We start from the raw sequence: 18,638 nt of genomic DNA on the forward strand, positions 1-18,638 counted from the left end.
ATCCCCACGCCGCTCAGTCAATGGCCAATCTGAAAGCCCTCTAGACCATTTCCGCATTAAAAAGAGAGTTCACACGTGGCTAATATCAAGTCCCAGAAGAAGCGCATCCTGACCAACGAGAAGGCTCGCCTGCGCAACAACGCAGTCAAGTCCGAGTTGAAGACTGCCATCCGCGCCGTCAACACCGCCGTTGAGTCCACTGACAAGGATGCTGCTGCTACTGCACTGGTTACTGCCAGCCGTAAGTTGGACAAGGCTGTCAGCAAGGGCGTTCTTCACAAGAACAACGCTGCAAACCGCAAGTCGGCGATCTCCAAAAAGGTCAACGCACTCTAAGGTTTTCCAGTTCACCTGAACTGATGATTATGGCCGGCACCCCATGGGGTGCCGGCCATATCCGTTTAAGCGGCGCGCTGGCCCTTCCGCTAGGGAGGACGTTGTGAACCTGATCCGCTCGATCGTGAAAAAAGTGTTCTGAATTGGGTACTCCCTTTGTAGGGAAGTTTACTGCCGCTGAGCCAGGAGGATGGGCGAGAGGGCTCAAGGCATCTGTCGTTTAAGGAGTCCAAGATCATGACTGGTTCAACTGCACAGCAGGACAGCTCGGGCGACGGGATGGCCCCTGCGCCACGAGAGTCCTGGCCCAAGTTCCCGTGGAGGACGGAAGGTTTGGCAGCTCCGCAGGAGCCATCAAAACGGGGCCGGTGGTGGCGCACTTTCTTGGTCGTCCTGCTGTATGTTGGCGTGTTTGCGGCGCTGACGATGCAGGACCAGCAAAGCCAGCCGCACTCAGTCGCTTACACGGAGTTCAAGGCACAGGTCAGGGATAACAACATCTCGGAAATCTTTGCGACGGGCCAAACCATCGATGGAAGCCTTCGCAGCGAAAAACCGGTTCCTGGCAATGAAAACATCAGCTACACCCAATTCACGACCGAACGCCCCCTCTTCGCCAATGACAACCTGCTGAGTGAGCTTGAACAAAACGACGTCACTGTCCGTGCCACTCCACTCGTCAATGAACGCGGCATCCTTGTAAACCTCCTGATAGCAGTGGCACCCATTGCGCTCCTGGTGCTCTTTTACCTTTGGCTCATCAAGAAGCAGTCAGGCGCCCTCGGCTTGGGCGGATTCGCGGGTAAGAAGTTCCAACCAGTGGACCCTGAAAGAGTCCGCGTAACGTTCAGGGATGTTGCGGGCATCGACGAAGTCGAAAGCGAAATCTCCGAAGTGGTCGACTTCCTGAAAGACCCAGCAAAGTACCAGGCGATCGGTGCCAGGCCGCCCAAAGGCGTCCTCCTCAGCGGCCCGCCGGGAACAGGCAAAACGCTGCTCGCACGCGCCACGGCCGGCGAAGCCGGCGTCCCCTTCTTCCACGCGAGTTCCTCCGAGTTCGTCGAAATGGTGGTCGGAGTCGGCGCCAGCCGCGTCCGTGAGCTCTTCCAGGCTGCCCGGAACGCCGCCCCTTCGATCATATTCATCGATGAGATCGACGCCATCGGCCGCAAGAGAAGCGGTTCCCTGGCCGTCGGAGGCCACGATGAACGTGAACAGACGCTCAACCAGATCCTTACGGAGATGGACGGGTTCTCGTCTTCTGAAGGAATCGTTGTCCTGGCCGCAACAAACAGGCCAGACGTCCTGGACCCTGCCTTACTGAGGCCTGGCCGCTTCGACCGTTCCATCACTGTGCACGCCCCCGATCAGACGGGAAGACTGCAGATCCTGCGGGTCCATGCAGCAGGCGTAAAACTTGCACGGGATGTTGACCTTGACTCGATCAGCCGCATAACGACGGGCATGACAGGCGCAGAACTGGCCAACCTTGTCAACGAAGCTGCATTACTGGCCGTAAAACGATCCCACCCGGCAGTAACTCAAAGCGACCTCCTCGACGCATTGGAGAAGATCCAGCTCGGTACGGTCAGGAACGTCGTGATGCCTGCAGAAGAACGCAAGCGCACGGCGTACCACGAATCAGGACACGCCCTTTTGGGCATGCTCGAGCCCGGCGCCGACCCTGTCCGGAAAATTTCCATTATTCCCCGCGGCCGCGCACTTGGCGTGACCCTCTCCACACCCGACACCGACCGGTACGGGTACGACGAAAACTATCTTAAGGGCAGGATTGTTGGTGCTTTGGGCGGAATGGCTGCTGAAGACCTTGTCTTCGGCGTTGTCACCACTGGCGCAGAGAGCGACCTGCAGACCAGCACCCACCTTGCCCGGATGATGGTTGGGCGATGGGGTATGTCCAAACGTATCGGCCCGGTCCAGATCCTTCCCGAAGAGGGAGATCCTCGTGCCGCAGGTGTGTCCGAGGGCATGCTCGACACGGTGGCGGAAGAAGTAAGCGCCCTGGTGGATCAATGCCACCAACGGGCTCTTACGCTCCTGAACGAAAACCGCTGGCGCCTGGACTCCCTGGCACGACAGCTGCTGGAGAACGAAACCCTCGACGAACAGCAAATCTATGAAGCGGCAGGGCTTCCGCGTTCCTCCGGAAGCGGTCTCCAAACAAGCGAACGCCAACCGTCCTAAAGCGCCACTCCATCCTGCTTCTCCAACCGGATCAGCCGCCGCGCACCGATGTGGCAACAACTGTCACAGCATGCTCTACGGCATACACTGGATCCCGCGACAGCCCTTTCACCTGGGCGTCTGCCTCAGCGGTGACCTGGATGGACCGGATGAGGCCTTCAGGGGTCCAACGACGGACATCACGCTGTGCCTGCTCTACCAGCCAGGGTTGCATTCCCAGCTGCCTGGCCACCTGGGCAGACGAGCCTTGGGCCCCGGCAACCTTGGCCAGGGTGCGTAACTTCGCCGCGAGGGCCGCTACCAATGGCACCGGATCCGCGCCCGTGGCGAGGGCGTGCCGGAGAGTGGACAGGGCCAGCGGCGCGTTCCCGGCCATCGCTGCATCGGCGACTTTGAAGGCAGAGGCCTCAACCCGACCGCCATAGTAGCGGTCAATCATGTCAGTATCCACGGCGGTAGCTGCATCGGAAATCAGTTGGCTGCAAGCCGCTGCCAGCTCTGCCAGACTGGCACCCACCGCGTTTACGAGTGCCTGTACTGCGGCGGGCTCGATCCGGCGGGAGGCTGCTTTGAACTCCGCCACCACAAAGGCCGTCTTGTCTGCCTCTTTCTTGAGGGGTTGGCAGTCAACCATGGGCCATCCTGCCGACTTCACGGCGTCGAGCAGCTTTTTGCCGCGGTTTCCGCCGCGGTGGCGCAACACGAGGACGGCATCGGGCTCGGGATGGGCCAGATAGGCCAGCGCATCGGCAAGGAACGCGTCATTCATGGACTCGAGACCCTCGACCTCAATGAGTTTCCGCTCCCCGAACAGCGAAGGGCTCACATTCATGGCCAGGGACCCTGCTTCGTAACTGCCGGCATCCAGACGGGTGACTTCAACATCAGGTTCCGCCGCCCTTACCAGCAAACGGATCCTGTCCATCGCCCGCGTTCCCAGATATTCTTCGGGGCCTGAGATCAGCACCACGCCGGCCGGTGTTACGTCCCGCCAGGTTGCCGTGTTCGACGCCGGCGTTCTGGATGATGCCTGGGTTGCGGCCACTCTCGGTTCCTCCCGGAAATATAACTGCGGACTCTAAGCCTGTCACGCTGTCTCCGGAGCACCAAGCCCGGCGGGTGTTCTACGATCCTTCCAGCACTGTTGCCTGTCACTGGCCGCGCAGTAGGCCCAGGTTTCGGTGCTGCTGCCTCGGCTTGTTCATGAGCTGCCGAGGGCGTCGAGCATCCTGCCGAGTGCTACGGGATCCTGAACGTGGGCCAGATGCCCTTGGCCGGTAAGTTCATGGACGGCGGCGTGCGGAACCCTGGTACGAATTCCTTCGAAGGAAGTGCCATATGGGTCGGCGTCAACGTTGTTCTCGCCAATGATCAGGTCGATCCTCTCCGTCCGTGACGCCATCGCATCGGGCACCTGTGCAAGCGATAGCGCTCGGAGTTCGTCGTACAGTGGCTCGCTGAGACGACGCAACGTCTCCCAGGTGTGGGGATCGGTGCGCAGGGCCTCGACATGCTCAGCGGTGAATCCCGAGATTTGTCTGTTCACGATCTCCACGCTGCGGTCCCAGCAGCCATCCATGGCTGCTGCTTTGAGAGCCGGCAGGGCCTCGCGGCCGAACGGCGGGATGACCGGTTCGTAGGCGATGACGTGCCTCAGCGGCTGTTCGCCCGCAAGCAGCAGGGCAATCAAACCGCCATAGCTCCAGCCGAACACTGCACGCGGCTCGCTCAGATCTTCGAGGACGGTGGCAAGATCGTCCACCTCCGTCCGCATCACGTAGCTCTCCGTCAGCGGGCCCGAAGGGGCACGCCCTCTGCGGTTGACCACCGAAATCGAGGGCCAGGCCCTCGTAGCATGAACCACATTTCGCCACCCCTCCGCATCGCTCATCACGCCCGGCACAATCACTAGCCCGGGGGTCTTCGGGTCCCCATAGACATCGACCGTGACCCAGCTTTCGGCGCTGACTGGGACCCGTTTCTGAATCGTTCGCTCCATGGAGACATTATTGTGGAGTGAACGACATCCAACTCAAGTCACGAGCCAATGACACGTCGGGCTTGCTCGGGAGTTCGACGGCGGAGAAGCAGTCCCAGCGGCGGCCCGGCTCTTCTCGCGGTCGCGGATACTCCGGCAAATCCTACGCGTGCACCCAGCTCCGGCCTCGGCCTGTCCGTCTGGAGCATCAATGCCACGTTCGGCACGAAGCGCCCGACCACTTCCACCGGGGCTAGTCGTCCGACGTCGGATGGGATCCGCTCTCGCCCGACGCGTACAGCAACACGGAGAGGGCGGAGTCCAGGTCTTCAATGAGGTCTTCTGCGTTCTCCAGTCCAATGTGGAGGCGGACGAGGCGAGGCGCGTCCGATGCGCCGTCGATGGCTCGGAGGTGGTGGGGAACCGCAGGCATGACCAGGCTTTCGAAGCCTCCCCAGCTCGTGCCCAGGCCGAAGAGTGCAAAATGGTCGATGAACCGCGCGAAAGTCGCCTCGGAGCAGGGCGGCAGTTCGATCGTGAACGGGCCGGCCGCGCCGGAGAACTGCGACTTCCACAGCTTGTGGCCGGGGTCGGCCTCGAGGGCGGGGAAGAGCACCCGCCGGACGGCGGGGTGCGCCTCCAGCCATCGGGCCACCGTGAGCGCAGAGGTCTGGTGTCGCTGCATCCGGACGGCGAGGGTCCGCACGCCACGCAGAGTGAGCCAGCACACGTCGGGTGCCGCATGCGTGCCGTTGCGGTCGCAATGCGCACGGACGCGTCCAAGGGCGTCGTACGTGCCGGTGATGAGCCCGAGCAGCAGGTCGGAGTGGCCGTTAATGAACTTGGTCGCCGCGTGGATAGAAATGTCGACGCCGAGCGCGTGCGCGTCCAAGAAGACTGGAGTCCCCCAGGTGGAGTCGCAGGCAACGGGCACTCCGCGGGCGTGAGCCGCGGAGCTGATGGCGACTAGGTCAAACATCTCCATGGTCAACGATGCGGGCGTCTCCACGAAGACGATGCTGGTGTCGTCGCACAGGAGAGCCGACAGCTCGGCGCTGCTGGAGAAGTACTCGATCACTGTTCCTGCGCGGACGAGCTCCTCCTCGCAGAAGGCCCTTGTCGGTCCGTAGATGCCTGCGCTGACCAGGATGCGGTGCCCGGGGCCAGCGTGCGCGGACAGGACGGCAGTGATTGCGGCGAGGCCGCTGCTGGTCGCGATGGCGGTCTCGGTGCCCGAGAGCTCCGCCATCGCCCGCTGCAGCTCGAACGTCGTCGCCGTGCCGGAGCGCCCGTACCGCGGGCCGTCGAAGACAATCCCGCGCTGCGCCTGTTTGTACTCGTCGAGTGTGCTGAACACGGTTGTCGATGTCCGCACCAGCGGCGGGTTGATGGCATGAATGGCAGAAGCTGTGTTTCGCCCGACGTGGATGAGCTGAGTCTCTGGATGCATGGTTTCCTTTTCTGTCAGGCTGAGCGATGGGAGCAATGGGCCGGTCAATGAGGACCAAGTCATGGCTTGGCCGTGCCGATGGTCATGGTTCCAGAGTGGACTATCCAGGCGTGGCGCGCTTTCACTAGACTGACGAATGATGTCAAAAATCCGCCACGTCGCGGCCGCGCCGACCCAGACCCGCAACCTCTCGCCCGGCGACGACGTCACGCCCCACCACCACGAGGACCACCAGCTCATCTATGCCAGCTCCGGTGTGCTCGAGGTCTTCGTGCCCGACGGTACCTGGTTCACGCCCCCGGTGCGGGCCGTGTGGGTGCCCGGCGGCACGATCCACCATTGGCAGGTCCACGGCACCACAACCGTCCACCTCGTCGGCATCCCCAGCGCGATGATGCCTCCGGCCGATCACATGCCGACGCTCGTCGCTGTGGGGCCGCTGTTCCGCGAACTTACGATTGCGTGCTCGCAGAACGGCCACGCGGAGACGCCAGCGGCACGTCGCCTCCTGCGCGTGCTCGTTGACCGGATCCAGCCCTCACCCCACGCCCCGACGATGCTGCCGACCTTCCGGGAGCAGCGACTGCGGGACGTTCAGGCGGCCCTTGAGGCCGACCTGACGACGTCGCCGGGCCTAGCCGAGCTCGGCCGACGGGTCGGAGCGAGCGAACGCACGCTCTCCCGGCTGTTTCACGACGAGGTCGGGATGACTTACACCGTGTGGCGCAACCAGCTCCGGCTGCATATGGCTTCCCTGATGCTCGCCGAAGGTAAGACCGTGAGCCAGACGGCCAGCGCCTGCGGGTACTCCTCCGCCAGCGCGTTCGTCACGGCATTCCGCACGGCCTTCGGGACGACGCCAGGGTTGCTGTACCGGTAGGAGCCCTGGAAGCCGCCACCAAGGCGGATGCCTCTTGGAAGAGGCCCTGGTACATTCCCGTAACCGAGACTACGTTTTGAATCACCTTCAAGGATTACGACCCAAATCGTCCTAATCTTCTCCATCCCGAGGGCGACGACGTTAATCGGCCTCTTTTCCCTTGCAGACGTGCACGCTGCTGAACTCGACGGTCAGGGGAACGTCCTCGGCGAGAACCAGTGACGGGACATCCTCCCGAAAGCACAATCGCTCCGGCGTGTGCAGGTACTTCATGGTGTCTCCCTCGCACCAAGCCCGGCGGGGGCCCCCTCTTACCGCACAGGAAAGGGCGGCCGTCGGCCAACCGGTCCCGATACCTTAAGAGGGCAGCATGGACTAGCAGCAGCCTCCTTCCCGCACTCAATGGATGCAGCACCAGCCACATTCCCAGGATGCCCATGCAGGAGAGGAGCAGCATCGTGCAGAAGCCGAATATCCCTTCCGGCCAAGGCAATGAGGCTCCCGGCAGCGACGCGAAGAACCGGGCCGTGCCAGCGACACAGCCGGCAAAGAACCCCGCGATGAAAACCAGGATTCCTCCGGGCACCTGAGCAAGAGGCAACAGGGGCACCGCAGCAGTCCCCAGGATGGTCACTGGCCCTACAAGTGGAGAAGCAACGATGTTGGCAATCAGGGCGTAGGGCGAGAACTGGGGCTGCAACAGGACGATCACCGGGCCGCAGAGAAGTTGCGCGGATAACGGCACAGCCAGCCCCGCAGCCGCCCATCGCGGCACAATCCGGGGCGTCCACTTGACCAGTTGCTGCCCGATTGTCACGATGCCCAGCGTTGCCAGCACTGAAAGGATAAACCCATAACTGGCCCCCAGCGACGGATCGAGCAGCAGCAGGCAGATCACCGCCAGGCACAGGAAACTGAGTCCCCGGCCTGGTCTTCCTCCGGCCAGAGCCATCAACCCGATCGAGCCCATGAGTGCTGCCCGAAGGACGCTGGCGTCCGGTCCCACTACAAGAACAAAGAAGCCGAGACCTGCCAGCGCACATCCGGCAGCCACCATGCGTGGGAGACGGAAACTGCGGGCCACCAGGAGCAAAGCCCCAAGGACGAGGCTGCAGTTGGCTCCGCTGACTGCTGTCAGGTGGGTCAACCCCACCGTTTTCATGGCAGCGTTCAGTTCTTCATCGAGGCCGCTGGTGTCTCCTGTCACCATGCCAGGCAGCAGCCCCTTGGAATCTCCGGGCAATGACGAACTGCTTTCCCGGAACAAATCACGGAGTGCACCTGGCCCCTCATTCCAAGGACCTGCCGGAGCGAGGACAGTGGGCGGCGACGTTCCGGACAATATCGCTGCTTCCGCCTGGCCGCCCTCCGGGGATCGTAGCTTGCCGGTGGTGCGGAGCCGCTGGCCGGCCTGCACATGCTGCCATTCATCACCGCCCATGACCAGCAGTTGCGCGCTGGCCTTGATGACGTTGCCCTTGGCGGTCAAGGAGTGCGCTGTGACGTTGGTGGCCCATCTGTCGCCGGCGCCTGAGTTCGCGGGACCGGCCAGCCGCCTGGGGGAAGCTTCGACCGTAAGTTCGGCTGTGACGGCCGCTTTCGTTGCGATTGCGTCTGCCAGGGCGGCGTCATGTCTCTGGGTTGACGCTCCAGCAGAGTGACCTGCCACAGCCCCCGCCAACAAAAGGGAAATGGCCAGGGTTATGAGGAGGCTGCGTCCGGGAGGCGGCCTCCGGTCGCGGATTCTGTCGTGGAGACGCGCGCGCTTCCTGGCCTGACAGTCAGCCCGCCACACCCAGGCAAACAGTGTGCCGCCCGCAGCGATCAGCCCTGCGCTGAGGACAACCAGTCCCGCGGGCCCGAGCCAGAGGCCGGCAACTGCGGTTAGCCACGCGATGACCGCCGCAGGGACAAGGCGAAGATCACCGCGTCTCCCAGGCTGCTCAGTATCTTCTATATCGGCGCCGGAGGGGGAGGCCGCCAGCAGCCTCTCCTGGATGGTCTTCTGCCAAGCTACCCGCGGGGAGAGGGCCGCCGCTCCTGCCAATGGCTGGGTGTGTCCGTGCGGGATACTGCGAGCCTCAGTAGCGGCCCGGGCGGGGAAATCCGTTTGATGCCCAGGCTGGACGGCGGCGTCCACGTAGCGCTTCCAAGGGCTGATCCGTGTCATGGTCGCTTCACCTCAGACCGTGACGAGAGGCAGGAGTGCTTCCAGCATCTTCGGTCCCACCCCGTCCACGGCATCAAGTTCATCTACGGTCTTAAAGTTCCCGTGCTCCTTCCGCCAGTCGACTATGCGCTGGGCCAGTACCGGGCCTACCCGGGGCAGGGTACCCAGTTCGTCCACTGATGCCGTGTTGAGATCTATCTTGTCCGTTGAAGCCGCCCCGGACCCAGCTGCGGGGTCTGCGTCCCCGCCTGTCCCGGGGTCGGCCGATAGTTGTTCGCCCACCAAAGGAACGTGCACTTTCTGCCCATCCGTCAGGACGGCAGCGAGGTTGAGCCGGTTCAGGTCTGCACCGGGCGTGCTTCCGCCCGCAGCCCCTACCGCCTCGTGAATGCGACTGCCTGCGGGCAACTCGACGACGCCTGGTGTCTGCACAGCGCCCGCGACATGGACCACGATCTTCCCTCCGTCATCCTCATTTGCCGCATCCGCACCGCTATCAGCTGCCAGGGTTCCGGAATTCGATACCGCCGGGGGACTTTCGTCTTCGCCGGCAGCACTCGATACAGCGCTCAGCGGAACTACCTGGGGGCTGTTCGCTGCAGCCGACCACCAGAACCACCCGGACAGGATCACCGCGGTGAAGGCAATCAGCAGGCCGGCACGCCTACCCGTCCGCCATCGGGTACGCCTGGGGTACTGGGAACCGGCCCCGTTCGCAAAATCTTGCTCCTCGACAAAATCAGCTCCGCCTACAAAGGCAGATCCCTCCAGGAGACCGCCGGCATCCGGAGTGCCGTTCCCTGCGAGCACGCGCCGGGCCCGGTCGGCGCTGGGGGCGGCTCCCGGATTCCGACGTGACATGGAATACACGCTAGGAGGGTGCCGCGGTCCAGGACAGCCGGCGTCGCCCTTATGTGGAAATCTTTCCGTTGCGCGACGTGCCGCCGGTGGGCGCGGTGCTTTTCGCAGGTGCTGTTCTTCCATCATCATTTTCAAGGTTCTCCTTTGCCCGACCGTGGTTACCGCTTAGAGAGGCCGACTACAGTTCGACGGGTTGTTGTGCCCATCGCCAGACGCGGCGAGGTGTGACAGCATTCCTTGTGGGCCAGTCACTGAAGGCCGTCATCAGAACCGGGGGAAAATGAACGGCCCAATGCAACCGCAGCTATCGCCCCGCGTCGTGGCAGGTCTCGTGATCCTCGGAACAACCCTCATGGCTGGCTGTACCACAGCCGAGGAACCCACCGTGGAAGCCAGCAGCGCTGCGCCGGTTACTGAGGCCCCGGCACCAGTAGCGGAAAGCCTCCCCAAATACGATGCCCTGCGAGCCGACCTCATTGCGGCACTGGAAGCCGAGATGCCTGGCATCAGCTGGACCGTGGACAAGCCAGCTACGCTGGCCACGCTGAAGAACGGCAGGTGCATGCTCTACCCGCAGACCATGAAAAGCAGTGCCGACGTGGTGGAGCCGTCCAGTCAGTTCGCTGACATTTTCGCCGCTGGTGATCCCGTTCTGAAGGAGCACGGATTCCCTGCTTTCGATGGAACGGACGCCGTTCCCGGGGGCTGGCTGGTTGCCCGCAGCACGGACGCCGCCGGTGCCACGCTGACCATCGAATCAAAGAGCCCGGCCCACCTGCGCATCAGCGTCCCTGTGGACTCCCCCACATGCAACCCGAACGAGATCCCACCAAGCTGACGGCGGCATTTTCTTCCCCAACGGAGGGAATGCCAGCAGGCAAACAACCAGTATGGCTTGAAACTAACTGAGGGGACGGACGGATGCCTGGATTTCATGGCGCCGACATTGAGCAGTTGCGCCTACTCGCAAAAACGATGTCGCAGCATTCCGACAAGGTGAAGTCGTTGTCCACTGAACTGGGCCAGCTGCTTTCCCGGGCACCTTGGACGGGCCGTGACGCGTCCGCGTTCCGGGCGGCCTGGGACTCGGAACATCGGCCAACACTCATGCGTGTTGCCACGGAACTCCAAAGCCAGGCACAGAAACTGACTGGCAATGCGGATCAGCAAGACAACGCCAGCTCCGCAGCAACGGACTCTGGAAGTTCCGGAGAGCCGGACTCTAACCCTCCTGGGGATCCGGGACCATTGGACCCGGACCACCCGGACGTGCATGTGCCTGGCGACGTTCGCAAGGACCCGGATGCTGGCGATCCCAGCGATATCAATCAGGGACAGATCGGCGACTGCTGGCTCCTGGCAGGCATCGGCTCGGTTGCCCAAACCCTGGAGCGGGAGGGCAAACTTGATGAATTCCTCGCCGGACACCTGCGCCCCGTGGGTGATCCGCCCACGCATTGGGTGGTCACCCTCTACCAAGACGGAGAGCCCGTGGAGGTCACTGTCGAAGCCAAGTCCACCCCAGGTGGCGTCCGTGGTGCTGATGGCGAGCCGAACTGGCTGTCCATCTACGAACGGGCCGCGGCGGAGCACCGGGGCGGTTCCTATGACGACATCGACGGCGGATTCAGCAGCGATGCGATGGAGCTGATGACGGGTAAGTCAGCAGACAGGGACGGCCAACTGGACCTGGCTGAGATCGAGGAGAAGCTCGCCGGAGGCCGGGCTGTGTCCGTGGGCACCGAAGACACCAGGGATGACGATTTTGACTGGGTCTGGGAGTCCGAGGAAGTAAACCGCACCGACGTGGTTCCCAACCACGCCTACGTTGTGGTTGAGGTGAAAACCAATGATGATGGCGAGAAGGTAGTGGTTCTGGCCAACCCGTGGGGACCTTCCGGCGGCCACATGAGCGGCGACGACGACCTCAAGGCGGGCACCCTGGAACTGACCGAGGATGAGTACAAGGAAAACTTTGATTCCGTGTACTCCGTGGACACGAAGTGAGGATGGCCGTGGAACAGCTAGTAACAGTCAAACAGGGCATGCAGCCCACGTTCGACGGTGTCCAGGTGGGAATCGTGAAGATTGGCGTAGCTGATGGGGCGCCGGCAATCCAGGTCTGGATCCGGACAGAGGAGCAGGAGCGCAAGCAGGCCTTCCGGGAAGGTCACTCAGTCGCCCTGCCCGGCGCCGGAACATTGCGGTTCGATTCCATTCAGCCAGCCGATGGCACCACAGCGGCGTCGGCTGTCCTGGCCTACGATGCCCTAAACTCACACAAGCCCTAGGACCTATGCCCACCCCTGGGCCTCGAACTGAACGCCTTTCACCATTACGGGTTCATGGAGACAAGGCGTCGTCGGCGTCACTTCCCTCACCAACGATGACAGCCAGCACGCCGAGTCCCGCGTGAGCGGCCAGGACAGCGGGGAGTGAGCTGATCTGTACCGGGGCTACACCGTCCAGTGAGGTGGACAAACGCCGGGCCAACTGCTCGGCCTCCCCCGCATTGCCGAAGTGGTGCACCGCTAACCGCGCCTTGCCGGCCCCACGCTTGCCGACGTCAGCCGCAACCAGCTCCTCAAGCCGTGCGACTGCCCTTGCTGCGGAGCGGACCTTCTCGAGCGGGATGATTCTGCCATCCTCGACTCCCAGCAAAGGCTTTATTGAAAACATGGTTCCGAGGAGTGAAGCTGCCGTCCCGATTCTGCCTCCGCGCCGCAACTGTTCCAGGCTGGGGACGTAAAAAAACACCTTGGTGTGGGCCAGCCGTTCCTCTGCTGAGCTTCGAACCTCCGCGGCAGACAGCCCGACTGCTGCAGCTTCCACGGCGCTTTGGACGCCCATCCCCTGTGCCATCCCGACGGTCCGGGAATCCACCACTTCCACGGGGATCCCCACCCGGGTGGCGGCAAGCCGTGCGGAGTCGGCGGTTCCGGACAGCTCACCGGAGATATGGATAGACACAACAGCCTCAAACCCCCGCTCGAGGGCGGCCCGATAGGCCTGTTCGAACTGCCCCGGGGACGGCCGGGAGGTCTTGACCGTCTGTCCTGAAGCCAAGGCCACGGCGATTGTTCCGGCGATGTCGTCGTCACCTTCGCCGTATATCTCATCGCCAACCATGACAGGCATGGGAATGACAGTGAGCCGGCCATCTGCCAGGGCATCGACCCATTCACGGGGCAGGGCCGCCGCAGAGTCTGTGACAACAGCCGTACGCACCACGGCAGCGGGGACTGCCGGCGGGCCTCCCGGCCGGTTGACACTTCGAAGGCGAACCAGCCGATCCCTCAGCCAAGGCCAGCCCGCGTGTTCGCGTTCCGCCACCAAGCACCTCCTGAGGTCGGATCGGCCCCCGGAAGTACCGGAGGCCGATTACCCGGCTACGCCGGGACGATGTTGACCAGTTTAGGCGCTCGAACGATCACAGTGCGGATGCCCTTGCCGTCAAGAGCCCGCTGGACGTTCTCCGAGGCCAACGCAAGCTCACGCAACTCATCCTCCGAAATACCCGGAGATACTTCCAGACGGTCCCTGACCTTGCCCTGCACCTGGACCACGGCGGTGACCGTTTCCTGTACCAGCAGCGTTTCGTCGTGCACGGGCCAGCCGGCGTTGGCTACTGAGGCGGGGTGGCCGAGGACACTCCACATATCCTCTGCCGTGTAAGGCGCGAACAGGCTCAGGATCACCGCTACCGCTTCCGCTGCTTCCCGCACTGCAGGATCAGCGCCACCGGCACCGGAATCAATGGTCTTGCGGGTTGAATTGACCAGCTCCATGAGCTTGGCGACCACAACATTGAACTTGTTGTGATCCAGGAGAGCTGCGGCATCCGCAATGGCGCGGTGCGTCACTGAGCGCAGGGCGCGGTCGCCCGAAGCGGGATCCACGCCCGGCTCGCTGGCAACATCCTGGGCAAGGCGCCACGCACGCGCCAGGAATTTAGCAGATCCCGACGGCGAAACATCGGCCCAGTCGACGTCGTCCTCCGGAGGAGAAGCGAAGATCATGGTCAGGCGGACGGCGTCCACACCGTACTTGTCCAGTTGCTCGCCGAGGTCCACGCCGTTGCCCAGCGATTTACTCATGGCCTTTCCGCCATTGAGTACCTGGCCTTGGTTCAGCAGGGCGGTGAAGGGCTCGCTGGTTTCGATCATGCCCAGGTCATGGATGACCTTCGTGAAGAACCTTGCATACAGCAGGTGCAGGATGGCGTGCTCGACTCCTCCCACATACTGTCCCACAGGCATCCAGTCGTTGATCTTTGACGGGTCGAAAGGACCCTCGGTGTAGTGGGGGGATACAAAACGCAGGAAGTACCAGGAGGAGTCCACGAAGGTGTCCATGGTGTCCGTGTCCCGCTTGGCAGGGCCCTGGCACTGAGGGCACTCGACATTGACCCAGGCCTCGGCCGCGGCAAGCGGTGACGTACCCTTCGGATTCAAGTCTTCGCCGCGGAGGTCGGCCGGCAGGGTGACGGGGAGTTGCTCGTCGGGGACTGGTACCTCGCCGCACTCCGCGCAGTGGATGATGGGGATGGGCGTACCCCAGAAACGCTGGCGGCTCAGCAGCCAGTCCCGGAGCCGGAAGTTGACGAACTTCTCCCCTGTCCCCTGTTCCTCCAGCATGCTGATGGCGGCCGGGATCGCTTCAGCCTTGGGCAGGCCGTCGAGGACGCCCGAATTGATCAGCGTACCCTCGCCCGTTGTAGCGGTTCCCGAGACTGCGGGGTCCTGCTCGCCGGTATCCAGCACCGCCCGCACAGGCAGGTCAAAAGTCCTGGCGAAATCGAGGTCGCGCTGGTCGTGGGCAGGGACGGCCATAATCGCCCCGGTCCCGTAGTCAGCCAGGACGTAGTCCGCGGCCCAGACCGGCAGCTTCTCGCCGTTCAGCGGGTTGACGGCGTAACGGCCGGTGAAGACTCCGGTCTTTTCGCGCTCAGTGGACTGGCGCTCGATCTCAGTGAGCGCCTTGACCTGCTCGCGGTACGCCTCAAGGGCGCCGGCGTGTTCTTCAGTGACGAGTTCGACGGCGAGAGGAGCGTCAGCGGCCACCACAAAGAAGGTCGCACCGTAGAGAGTGTCGGGACGCGTGGTGAAGACTGTGACGTCCTTGGCCGGCTTGGTGCCGTCGGCCTCGATGACGAAGTTGACGTGGGCTCCCTCCGAGCGCCCGATCCAGTTCTTCTGCATGGCCAGTACTCGCTCAGGCCAGTGTCCGCGCAGCTGCTCCATGTCGTCCAGGAGCCTGTCCGCGTAGTCGGTGATCTTGAAGTACCACTGGTTCAGCGACTTCTTGGTGACGGCTGTGCCGCAGCGCTCGCAGGCACCGTTGACCACTTGCTCGTTGGCCAGCACGGTCTGGTCCTTGGGGCACCAGTTGACCGGAGAGTCTTTGCGGTAGGCCAGGCCCCGCTCATAAAACCGTTTGAACAGCCACTGCGTCCAGCGGTAGTACCCCGGATCGGAGGTGTGCAGGCGCCGCGACCAGTCGGCCGAGATGGCATACCGCTTGAAGGAGGCCGCCTGGGTGTCTATGTTGGCGTAGGTCCACTCGCTCGGGTGGGCGTTGCGCTTGATGGCTGCGTTCTCGGCAGGCAGGCCGAAGGAGTCCCAGCCGATCGGGTGAAGGACGTCGTAACCCTTCTGGCGCAGGTAGCGCGCGACGACGTCACCCATGGCGAACGCTTCTGCGTGCCCCATGTGGAGGTCCCCGGAAGGGTAGGGGAACATGTCGAGCACGTAGCGGCGCTCCCGGGAGCCGTCGTCGACCGGTGTGAAGACCTTGAGGTCTTCCCACACCTGCGGCCATTTGGCTTCCATGGCCGCAAAGCTGTACGCACCCTCTTCGGGCCCGGCCGTCGCGGCTGATGCTGTTCCGGTGTCTGTTTCCGGCTGAACGCTCACTGCTGCCCTCTTCTGTTCTGTACCGCATTTCGTACGGCCGGCTGCTGTTCTGCCCGGCCCCTTGATCCCCTGCTGTCCGCATTGGTGCCGGTCCACCAGCCCCAGACACACAAAAGCCCCTCGACAGAGAGGGGCGGCCGCTCGGTAGTCCTATGGATTCGGGATACCGGGCGGCTAGCTAAGCAGAAGGATCGCACGCATAAAACTACTTTAGCGCACCACGCCTATCTCAAAAGTAAGTCGTCACGAGGAGGAAGCAGCGCGACCTGGACATGCCGAGCTGTTAAGGGGGCCCGGGAGCGGCTTCGGGCGTCCGCGAAGCGGGCGGGGCCCCCTTAACAGCGAAGGCATGATGGCGTCGCGCTACTTCACGTCCTCGTCGACCCAGTCCATGGACTTGGTCACAGCCTTCTTCCAGAGGCGCATCTGCCGGTCCTGTTCCGCCTGGTCCATCTTGGGCTCCCAGCGCTTGTCTTCGGACCAGTTCGCCGAGAGCTCACCGAGGTCCTTCCAGAAGCCGACGGCGAGCCCGGCAGCGTACGCGGCGCCGAGGGACGTCGTTTCCACCACCTTGGGCCGGATGACCGGAACACCGAGGATGTCCGCCTGGAACTGCATGAGGGCATCGTTGGCGACCATGCCGCCGTCGACCTTCAATTCCGTGAGCGGGACGCCCGAGTCGGCATTTACGGCGTCCAGCACTTCACGGGTCTGGAAGGCCGTTGCCTCCAGAGCCGCACGGGCAATGTGGTTCTTATTCACATACCTCGTCAGGCCAACAATTGCGCCGCGTGCGTCGGAACGCCAGTACGGTGCGAAGAGGCCCGAGAATGCCGGGACAATGTACACGCCGCCGTTATCCTCAACAGAAGCCGCGAGGGTCTCAACCTCGGGAGCGCTGCTGATCAGGCCCAGGTTGTCCCGGAGCCATTGAATGAGCGAACCGGTGACGGCGATGGAGCCTTCAAGCGCGTAGTGCGGTGCGGCATCTCCGAGCTTGTAGCCAACGGTGGTCAGCAGGCCGTTCTTTGAGTGGACGATTTCCTCACCGGTATTGAAGATCAGGAAGCAGCCGGTGCCGTAGGTGTTCTTGGCTTCGCCTGTCTGGAAGGCAGCCTGGCCGAACGTGGCAGCCTGCTGGTCGCCCAGGATGCCGGCCACAGGAACTTCACGCAGCAACTGGGAGGTGTGCACGTTCCCGTAAACCTCCGAGGAGGACTTGATGGCCGGCATCATGCTGGCCGGAACACCGAATGCATCCAGGATCTCCTGATCCCACTGCAGCGTCTGCAGATCCATGAACATGGTCCGCGAGGCGTTGGTGACGTCGGTGACGTGCACGCCCCCGTCGACTCCGCCGGTCAGGTTCCACAGCACCCACGCATCAGTGTTTCCGAAGACCAGGTCACCCGCTTCGGCCTTGGCCCGCGCTCCCTCGACGTTGTCGAGGATCCACTTGATTTTCGTGCCGGAGAAGTACGTCGCCAGGGGGAGGCCGACCTTCTGCTTGAACCGTTCGGGACCGCCGTCCCTGGCCAGTTCGTCCACGATTCCCTGTGTGCGGGTGTCCTGCCAGACGATGGCGTTGTACACGGCTTCACCTGTCGTCTTGTCCCAAACGACGGCGGTTTCGCGCTGATTGGTAATGCCGACGGCGGCGATGTCATGCCGGGTCAGGTTCGCCTTGGAGAGGGCAGAGCCGATGACTTCGCGGGTGTTGTTCCAGATCTCGGCGGGGTCATGCTCCACCCAGCCGGCCTGCGGGAAGATCTGCTCGTGTTCCATCTGCCCGGAGGAAACGATGTTGCCGCTGTGGTCAAAAACCAGGGCCCGGGTGCTGGTGGTGCCCTGATCGATGGCGATTACGTACTGGTTCATAATGACGTCCTTGTCTGTTCTTCAGATGCTGAGCAATTGCGTTTTGAGAATGGTGGAACGACTGGCGGAACTTTCAGTCTCAAGGTGCCGGTTTATGACGCAGCGGTGGCGATGATCGGGACCACTGCAGCCACGGCACCGGCGAGGGAGCCACCCACGAGAGGACCAACAACCGGAACCCAGGAGTAGCTCCAGTCGCTGGAGCCCTTGCCCTTGATCGGAAGGAGCGCATGGGCGATGCGGGGGCCGAGGTCGCGGGCAGGGTTGATGGCGTACCCGGTGGGGCCGCCGAGGGAAACACCGATGCCTACGACGAGGAGTGCAACTGCCAGCGGGCCGAGGCCTGAGGGGGTGCCGCCGAAGGTGAGGATGACGAACACCAGCACGAAGGTGCCGATGATCTCGGTAACCAGGTTCCAGGGAGTGGACCGGATGGCGGGACCTGTGGAGAAGACAGCCAATTTGCTGGCGGGTTCAGGCTCGGCATCAAAGTGCTGCTTGTGCGCCAGCCAGGCGACGACTGCGCCCAGGAAGGCGCCGAGCAATTCTGCACCAAAGTAGGTCAATGTTGAGAGGGCATCAACAGGAACGCCTGGTGCATACTCGCTTTTGCCGTTGACCAGGAGGCCCAGGGTAACGGCCGGGTTGAGGTGGGCGCCTGATCTGGCTGCCACGTAGACACCGGCGAAGACTGCAATACCCCAGCCCCAGGTGACCATGAGGAACCCGCCGCTGTTGCCCTTGGTGCCCTTGAGCGCCACGTTGGCAACAACGCCGCAACCCAGGAGGGTCAGCATTGCGGTTCCGAACACTTCGGAAAGGAAAACTATTCCAAGAGACATCTTCGACTCCATCTATTTTCTGTTGTCAGCCCCTCGCGGGTTTGAGGGGCTGTTGAGGCCGGCAGCAATGCCGAACTGCCGGCCAACGGCTGCACCGGAAGCCACTTCAGCTTCCGCGCAGTC

At 63.0% G+C, this 18,638-nt stretch carries 15 protein-coding genes; 6 read left to right on the forward strand and 9 right to left on the reverse strand.

Features of this window, described 5'->3' with window-relative positions; genetic code table 11:
• Positions 1-75: 75 nt before the first annotated feature.
• Together rpsT and ftsH are read left to right on the forward strand one after the other, a co-directional pair.
• Complete coding sequence (rpsT, locus tag RIN13_RS09500) at positions 76-336, forward strand: 30S ribosomal protein S20 (RefSeq protein WP_230119666.1); 261 nt, start codon at positions 76-78, stop codon at positions 334-336.
• A gap of 237 nt (positions 337-573) precedes the next feature.
• Complete coding sequence (ftsH, locus tag RIN13_RS09505; protein ID WP_309107088.1) at positions 574-2,541, forward strand: ATP-dependent zinc metalloprotease FtsH; 1,968 nt, start codon at positions 574-576, stop codon at positions 2,539-2,541.
• 31 nt (positions 2,542-2,572) lie between these two features.
• Here the strand turns inward: ftsH and holA are convergent, their stop codons facing one another.
• The 3 genes from holA to RIN13_RS09520 form a co-directional block, all read right to left on the reverse strand.
• Complete coding sequence (gene holA / locus RIN13_RS09510; protein WP_309107089.1) at positions 2,573-3,586, reverse strand: DNA polymerase III subunit delta; 1,014 nt, start codon at positions 3,584-3,586, stop codon at positions 2,573-2,575.
• A gap of 156 nt (positions 3,587-3,742) precedes the next feature.
• Positions 3,743-4,540 carry an alpha/beta hydrolase gene (locus RIN13_RS09515; RefSeq protein WP_309107090.1) on the reverse strand — a complete coding sequence of 266 codons (798 nt, stop codon included), beginning with the start codon at positions 4,538-4,540 and terminating at the stop codon, positions 3,743-3,745.
• Positions 4,541-4,772: 232 nt separating this feature from the next.
• Positions 4,773-5,969 carry a PLP-dependent aspartate aminotransferase family protein gene (locus tag RIN13_RS09520; protein WP_309107091.1) on the reverse strand — a complete coding sequence of 399 codons (1,197 nt, stop codon included), beginning with the start codon at positions 5,967-5,969 and terminating at the stop codon, positions 4,773-4,775.
• A gap of 136 nt (positions 5,970-6,105) precedes the next feature.
• On the opposite strand from RIN13_RS09520, the gene RIN13_RS09525 reads away from it, so the two are divergent.
• Positions 6,106-6,849 carry a helix-turn-helix transcriptional regulator gene (locus RIN13_RS09525; RefSeq protein WP_309107092.1) on the forward strand — a complete coding sequence of 248 codons (744 nt, stop codon included), beginning with the start codon at positions 6,106-6,108 and terminating at the stop codon, positions 6,847-6,849.
• 94 nt (positions 6,850-6,943) lie between these two features.
• Here RIN13_RS09525 and RIN13_RS09530 read toward each other — a convergent pair whose 3' ends face one another.
• Both RIN13_RS09530 and RIN13_RS09535 read right to left on the reverse strand, forming a co-directional pair.
• The gene (locus RIN13_RS09530; RefSeq protein ID WP_309107093.1) at positions 6,944-9,019 is read right to left on the reverse strand and encodes a ComEC/Rec2 family competence protein; all 2,076 of its coding nucleotides are present in this window, start codon (positions 9,017-9,019) and stop codon (positions 6,944-6,946) included.
• Between the two features lie 12 nt (positions 9,020-9,031).
• Complete coding sequence (locus RIN13_RS09535) at positions 9,032-9,880, reverse strand: ComEA family DNA-binding protein (protein WP_309107094.1); 849 nt, start codon at positions 9,878-9,880, stop codon at positions 9,032-9,034.
• 292 nt (positions 9,881-10,172) lie between these two features.
• Between RIN13_RS09535 and RIN13_RS09540 the strand changes: the two genes are divergently transcribed.
• From RIN13_RS09540 to RIN13_RS09550, 3 genes are all read left to right on the forward strand, one after another.
• Positions 10,173-10,718, forward strand: coding sequence for a hypothetical protein (locus RIN13_RS09540; protein ID WP_309107095.1), 546 nt, complete (start codon positions 10,173-10,175; stop codon positions 10,716-10,718).
• 83 nt (positions 10,719-10,801) lie between these two features.
• Entirely contained in the window at positions 10,802-11,887 is a 1,086-nt protein-coding gene (locus RIN13_RS09545) for a C2 family cysteine protease (RefSeq protein WP_309107096.1), read from the forward strand.
• Positions 11,888-11,895: 8 nt separating this feature from the next.
• Positions 11,896-12,171, forward strand: coding sequence for a hypothetical protein (locus RIN13_RS09550; protein WP_309107097.1), 276 nt, complete (start codon positions 11,896-11,898; stop codon positions 12,169-12,171).
• Between the two features lie 52 nt (positions 12,172-12,223).
• On the opposite strand, the gene RIN13_RS09555 is transcribed toward RIN13_RS09550, so the two are convergent.
• The 4 genes from RIN13_RS09555 to RIN13_RS09570 all read right to left on the reverse strand — a co-directional run bounded on the left by RIN13_RS09555 (position 12,224) and on the right by RIN13_RS09570 (position 18,515).
• Entirely contained in the window at positions 12,224-13,213 is a 990-nt protein-coding gene (locus RIN13_RS09555) for a DegV family protein (protein WP_309107098.1), read from the reverse strand.
• 56 nt (positions 13,214-13,269) lie between these two features.
• Positions 13,270-15,795, reverse strand: a complete 2,526-nt coding sequence (leuS, locus tag RIN13_RS09560) for a leucine--tRNA ligase (RefSeq protein ID WP_309107099.1) — start codon at positions 15,793-15,795, stop codon at positions 13,270-13,272.
• Between the two features lie 363 nt (positions 15,796-16,158).
• Positions 16,159-17,673, reverse strand: coding sequence for a glycerol kinase GlpK (gene glpK, locus RIN13_RS09565; protein ID WP_309107100.1), 1,515 nt, complete (start codon positions 17,671-17,673; stop codon positions 16,159-16,161).
• A 92-nt stretch (positions 17,674-17,765) separates the two neighbouring features.
• Complete coding sequence (locus RIN13_RS09570; RefSeq protein ID WP_309107101.1) at positions 17,766-18,515, reverse strand: MIP/aquaporin family protein; 750 nt, start codon at positions 18,513-18,515, stop codon at positions 17,766-17,768.
• Between the last annotated feature and the right edge of the window lie 123 nt (positions 18,516-18,638).

The organism is Arthrobacter sp., from assembly GCF_031179985.1.
In the GTDB taxonomy this organism is placed as follows: Bacteria; Actinomycetota; Actinomycetes; order Actinomycetales; family Micrococcaceae; genus Arthrobacter.

Bases quoted from the DNA above. Each gene is read 5' to 3' on its own strand.
- ftsH (WP_309107088.1), top strand. From the start codon at position 574: ATGACTGGTTCAACTGCACAGCAGGACAGCTCGGGCGACGGGATGGCC.
- RIN13_RS09515 (WP_309107090.1), bottom strand. From the start codon at position 4,540: ATGGAGCGAACGATTCAGAAACGGGTCCCAGTCAGCGCCGAAAGCTGG.
- RIN13_RS09520 (WP_309107091.1), bottom strand. From the start codon at position 5,969: ATGCATCCAGAGACTCAGCTCATCCACGTCGGGCGAAACACAGCTTCT.
- RIN13_RS09525 (WP_309107092.1), top strand. From the start codon at position 6,106: ATGATGTCAAAAATCCGCCACGTCGCGGCCGCGCCGACCCAGACCCGC.
- RIN13_RS09530 (WP_309107093.1), bottom strand. From the start codon at position 9,019: ATGACACGGATCAGCCCTTGGAAGCGCTACGTGGACGCCGCCGTCCAG.
- RIN13_RS09535 (WP_309107094.1), bottom strand. From the start codon at position 9,880: ATGTCACGTCGGAATCCGGGAGCCGCCCCCAGCGCCGACCGGGCCCGG.
- RIN13_RS09540 (WP_309107095.1), top strand. From the start codon at position 10,173: ATGCAACCGCAGCTATCGCCCCGCGTCGTGGCAGGTCTCGTGATCCTC.
- RIN13_RS09545 (WP_309107096.1), top strand. From the start codon at position 10,802: ATGCCTGGATTTCATGGCGCCGACATTGAGCAGTTGCGCCTACTCGCA.
- glpK (WP_309107100.1), bottom strand. From the start codon at position 17,673: ATGAACCAGTACGTAATCGCCATCGATCAGGGCACCACCAGCACCCGG.
- RIN13_RS09570 (WP_309107101.1), bottom strand. From the start codon at position 18,515: ATGTCTCTTGGAATAGTTTTCCTTTCCGAAGTGTTCGGAACCGCAATG.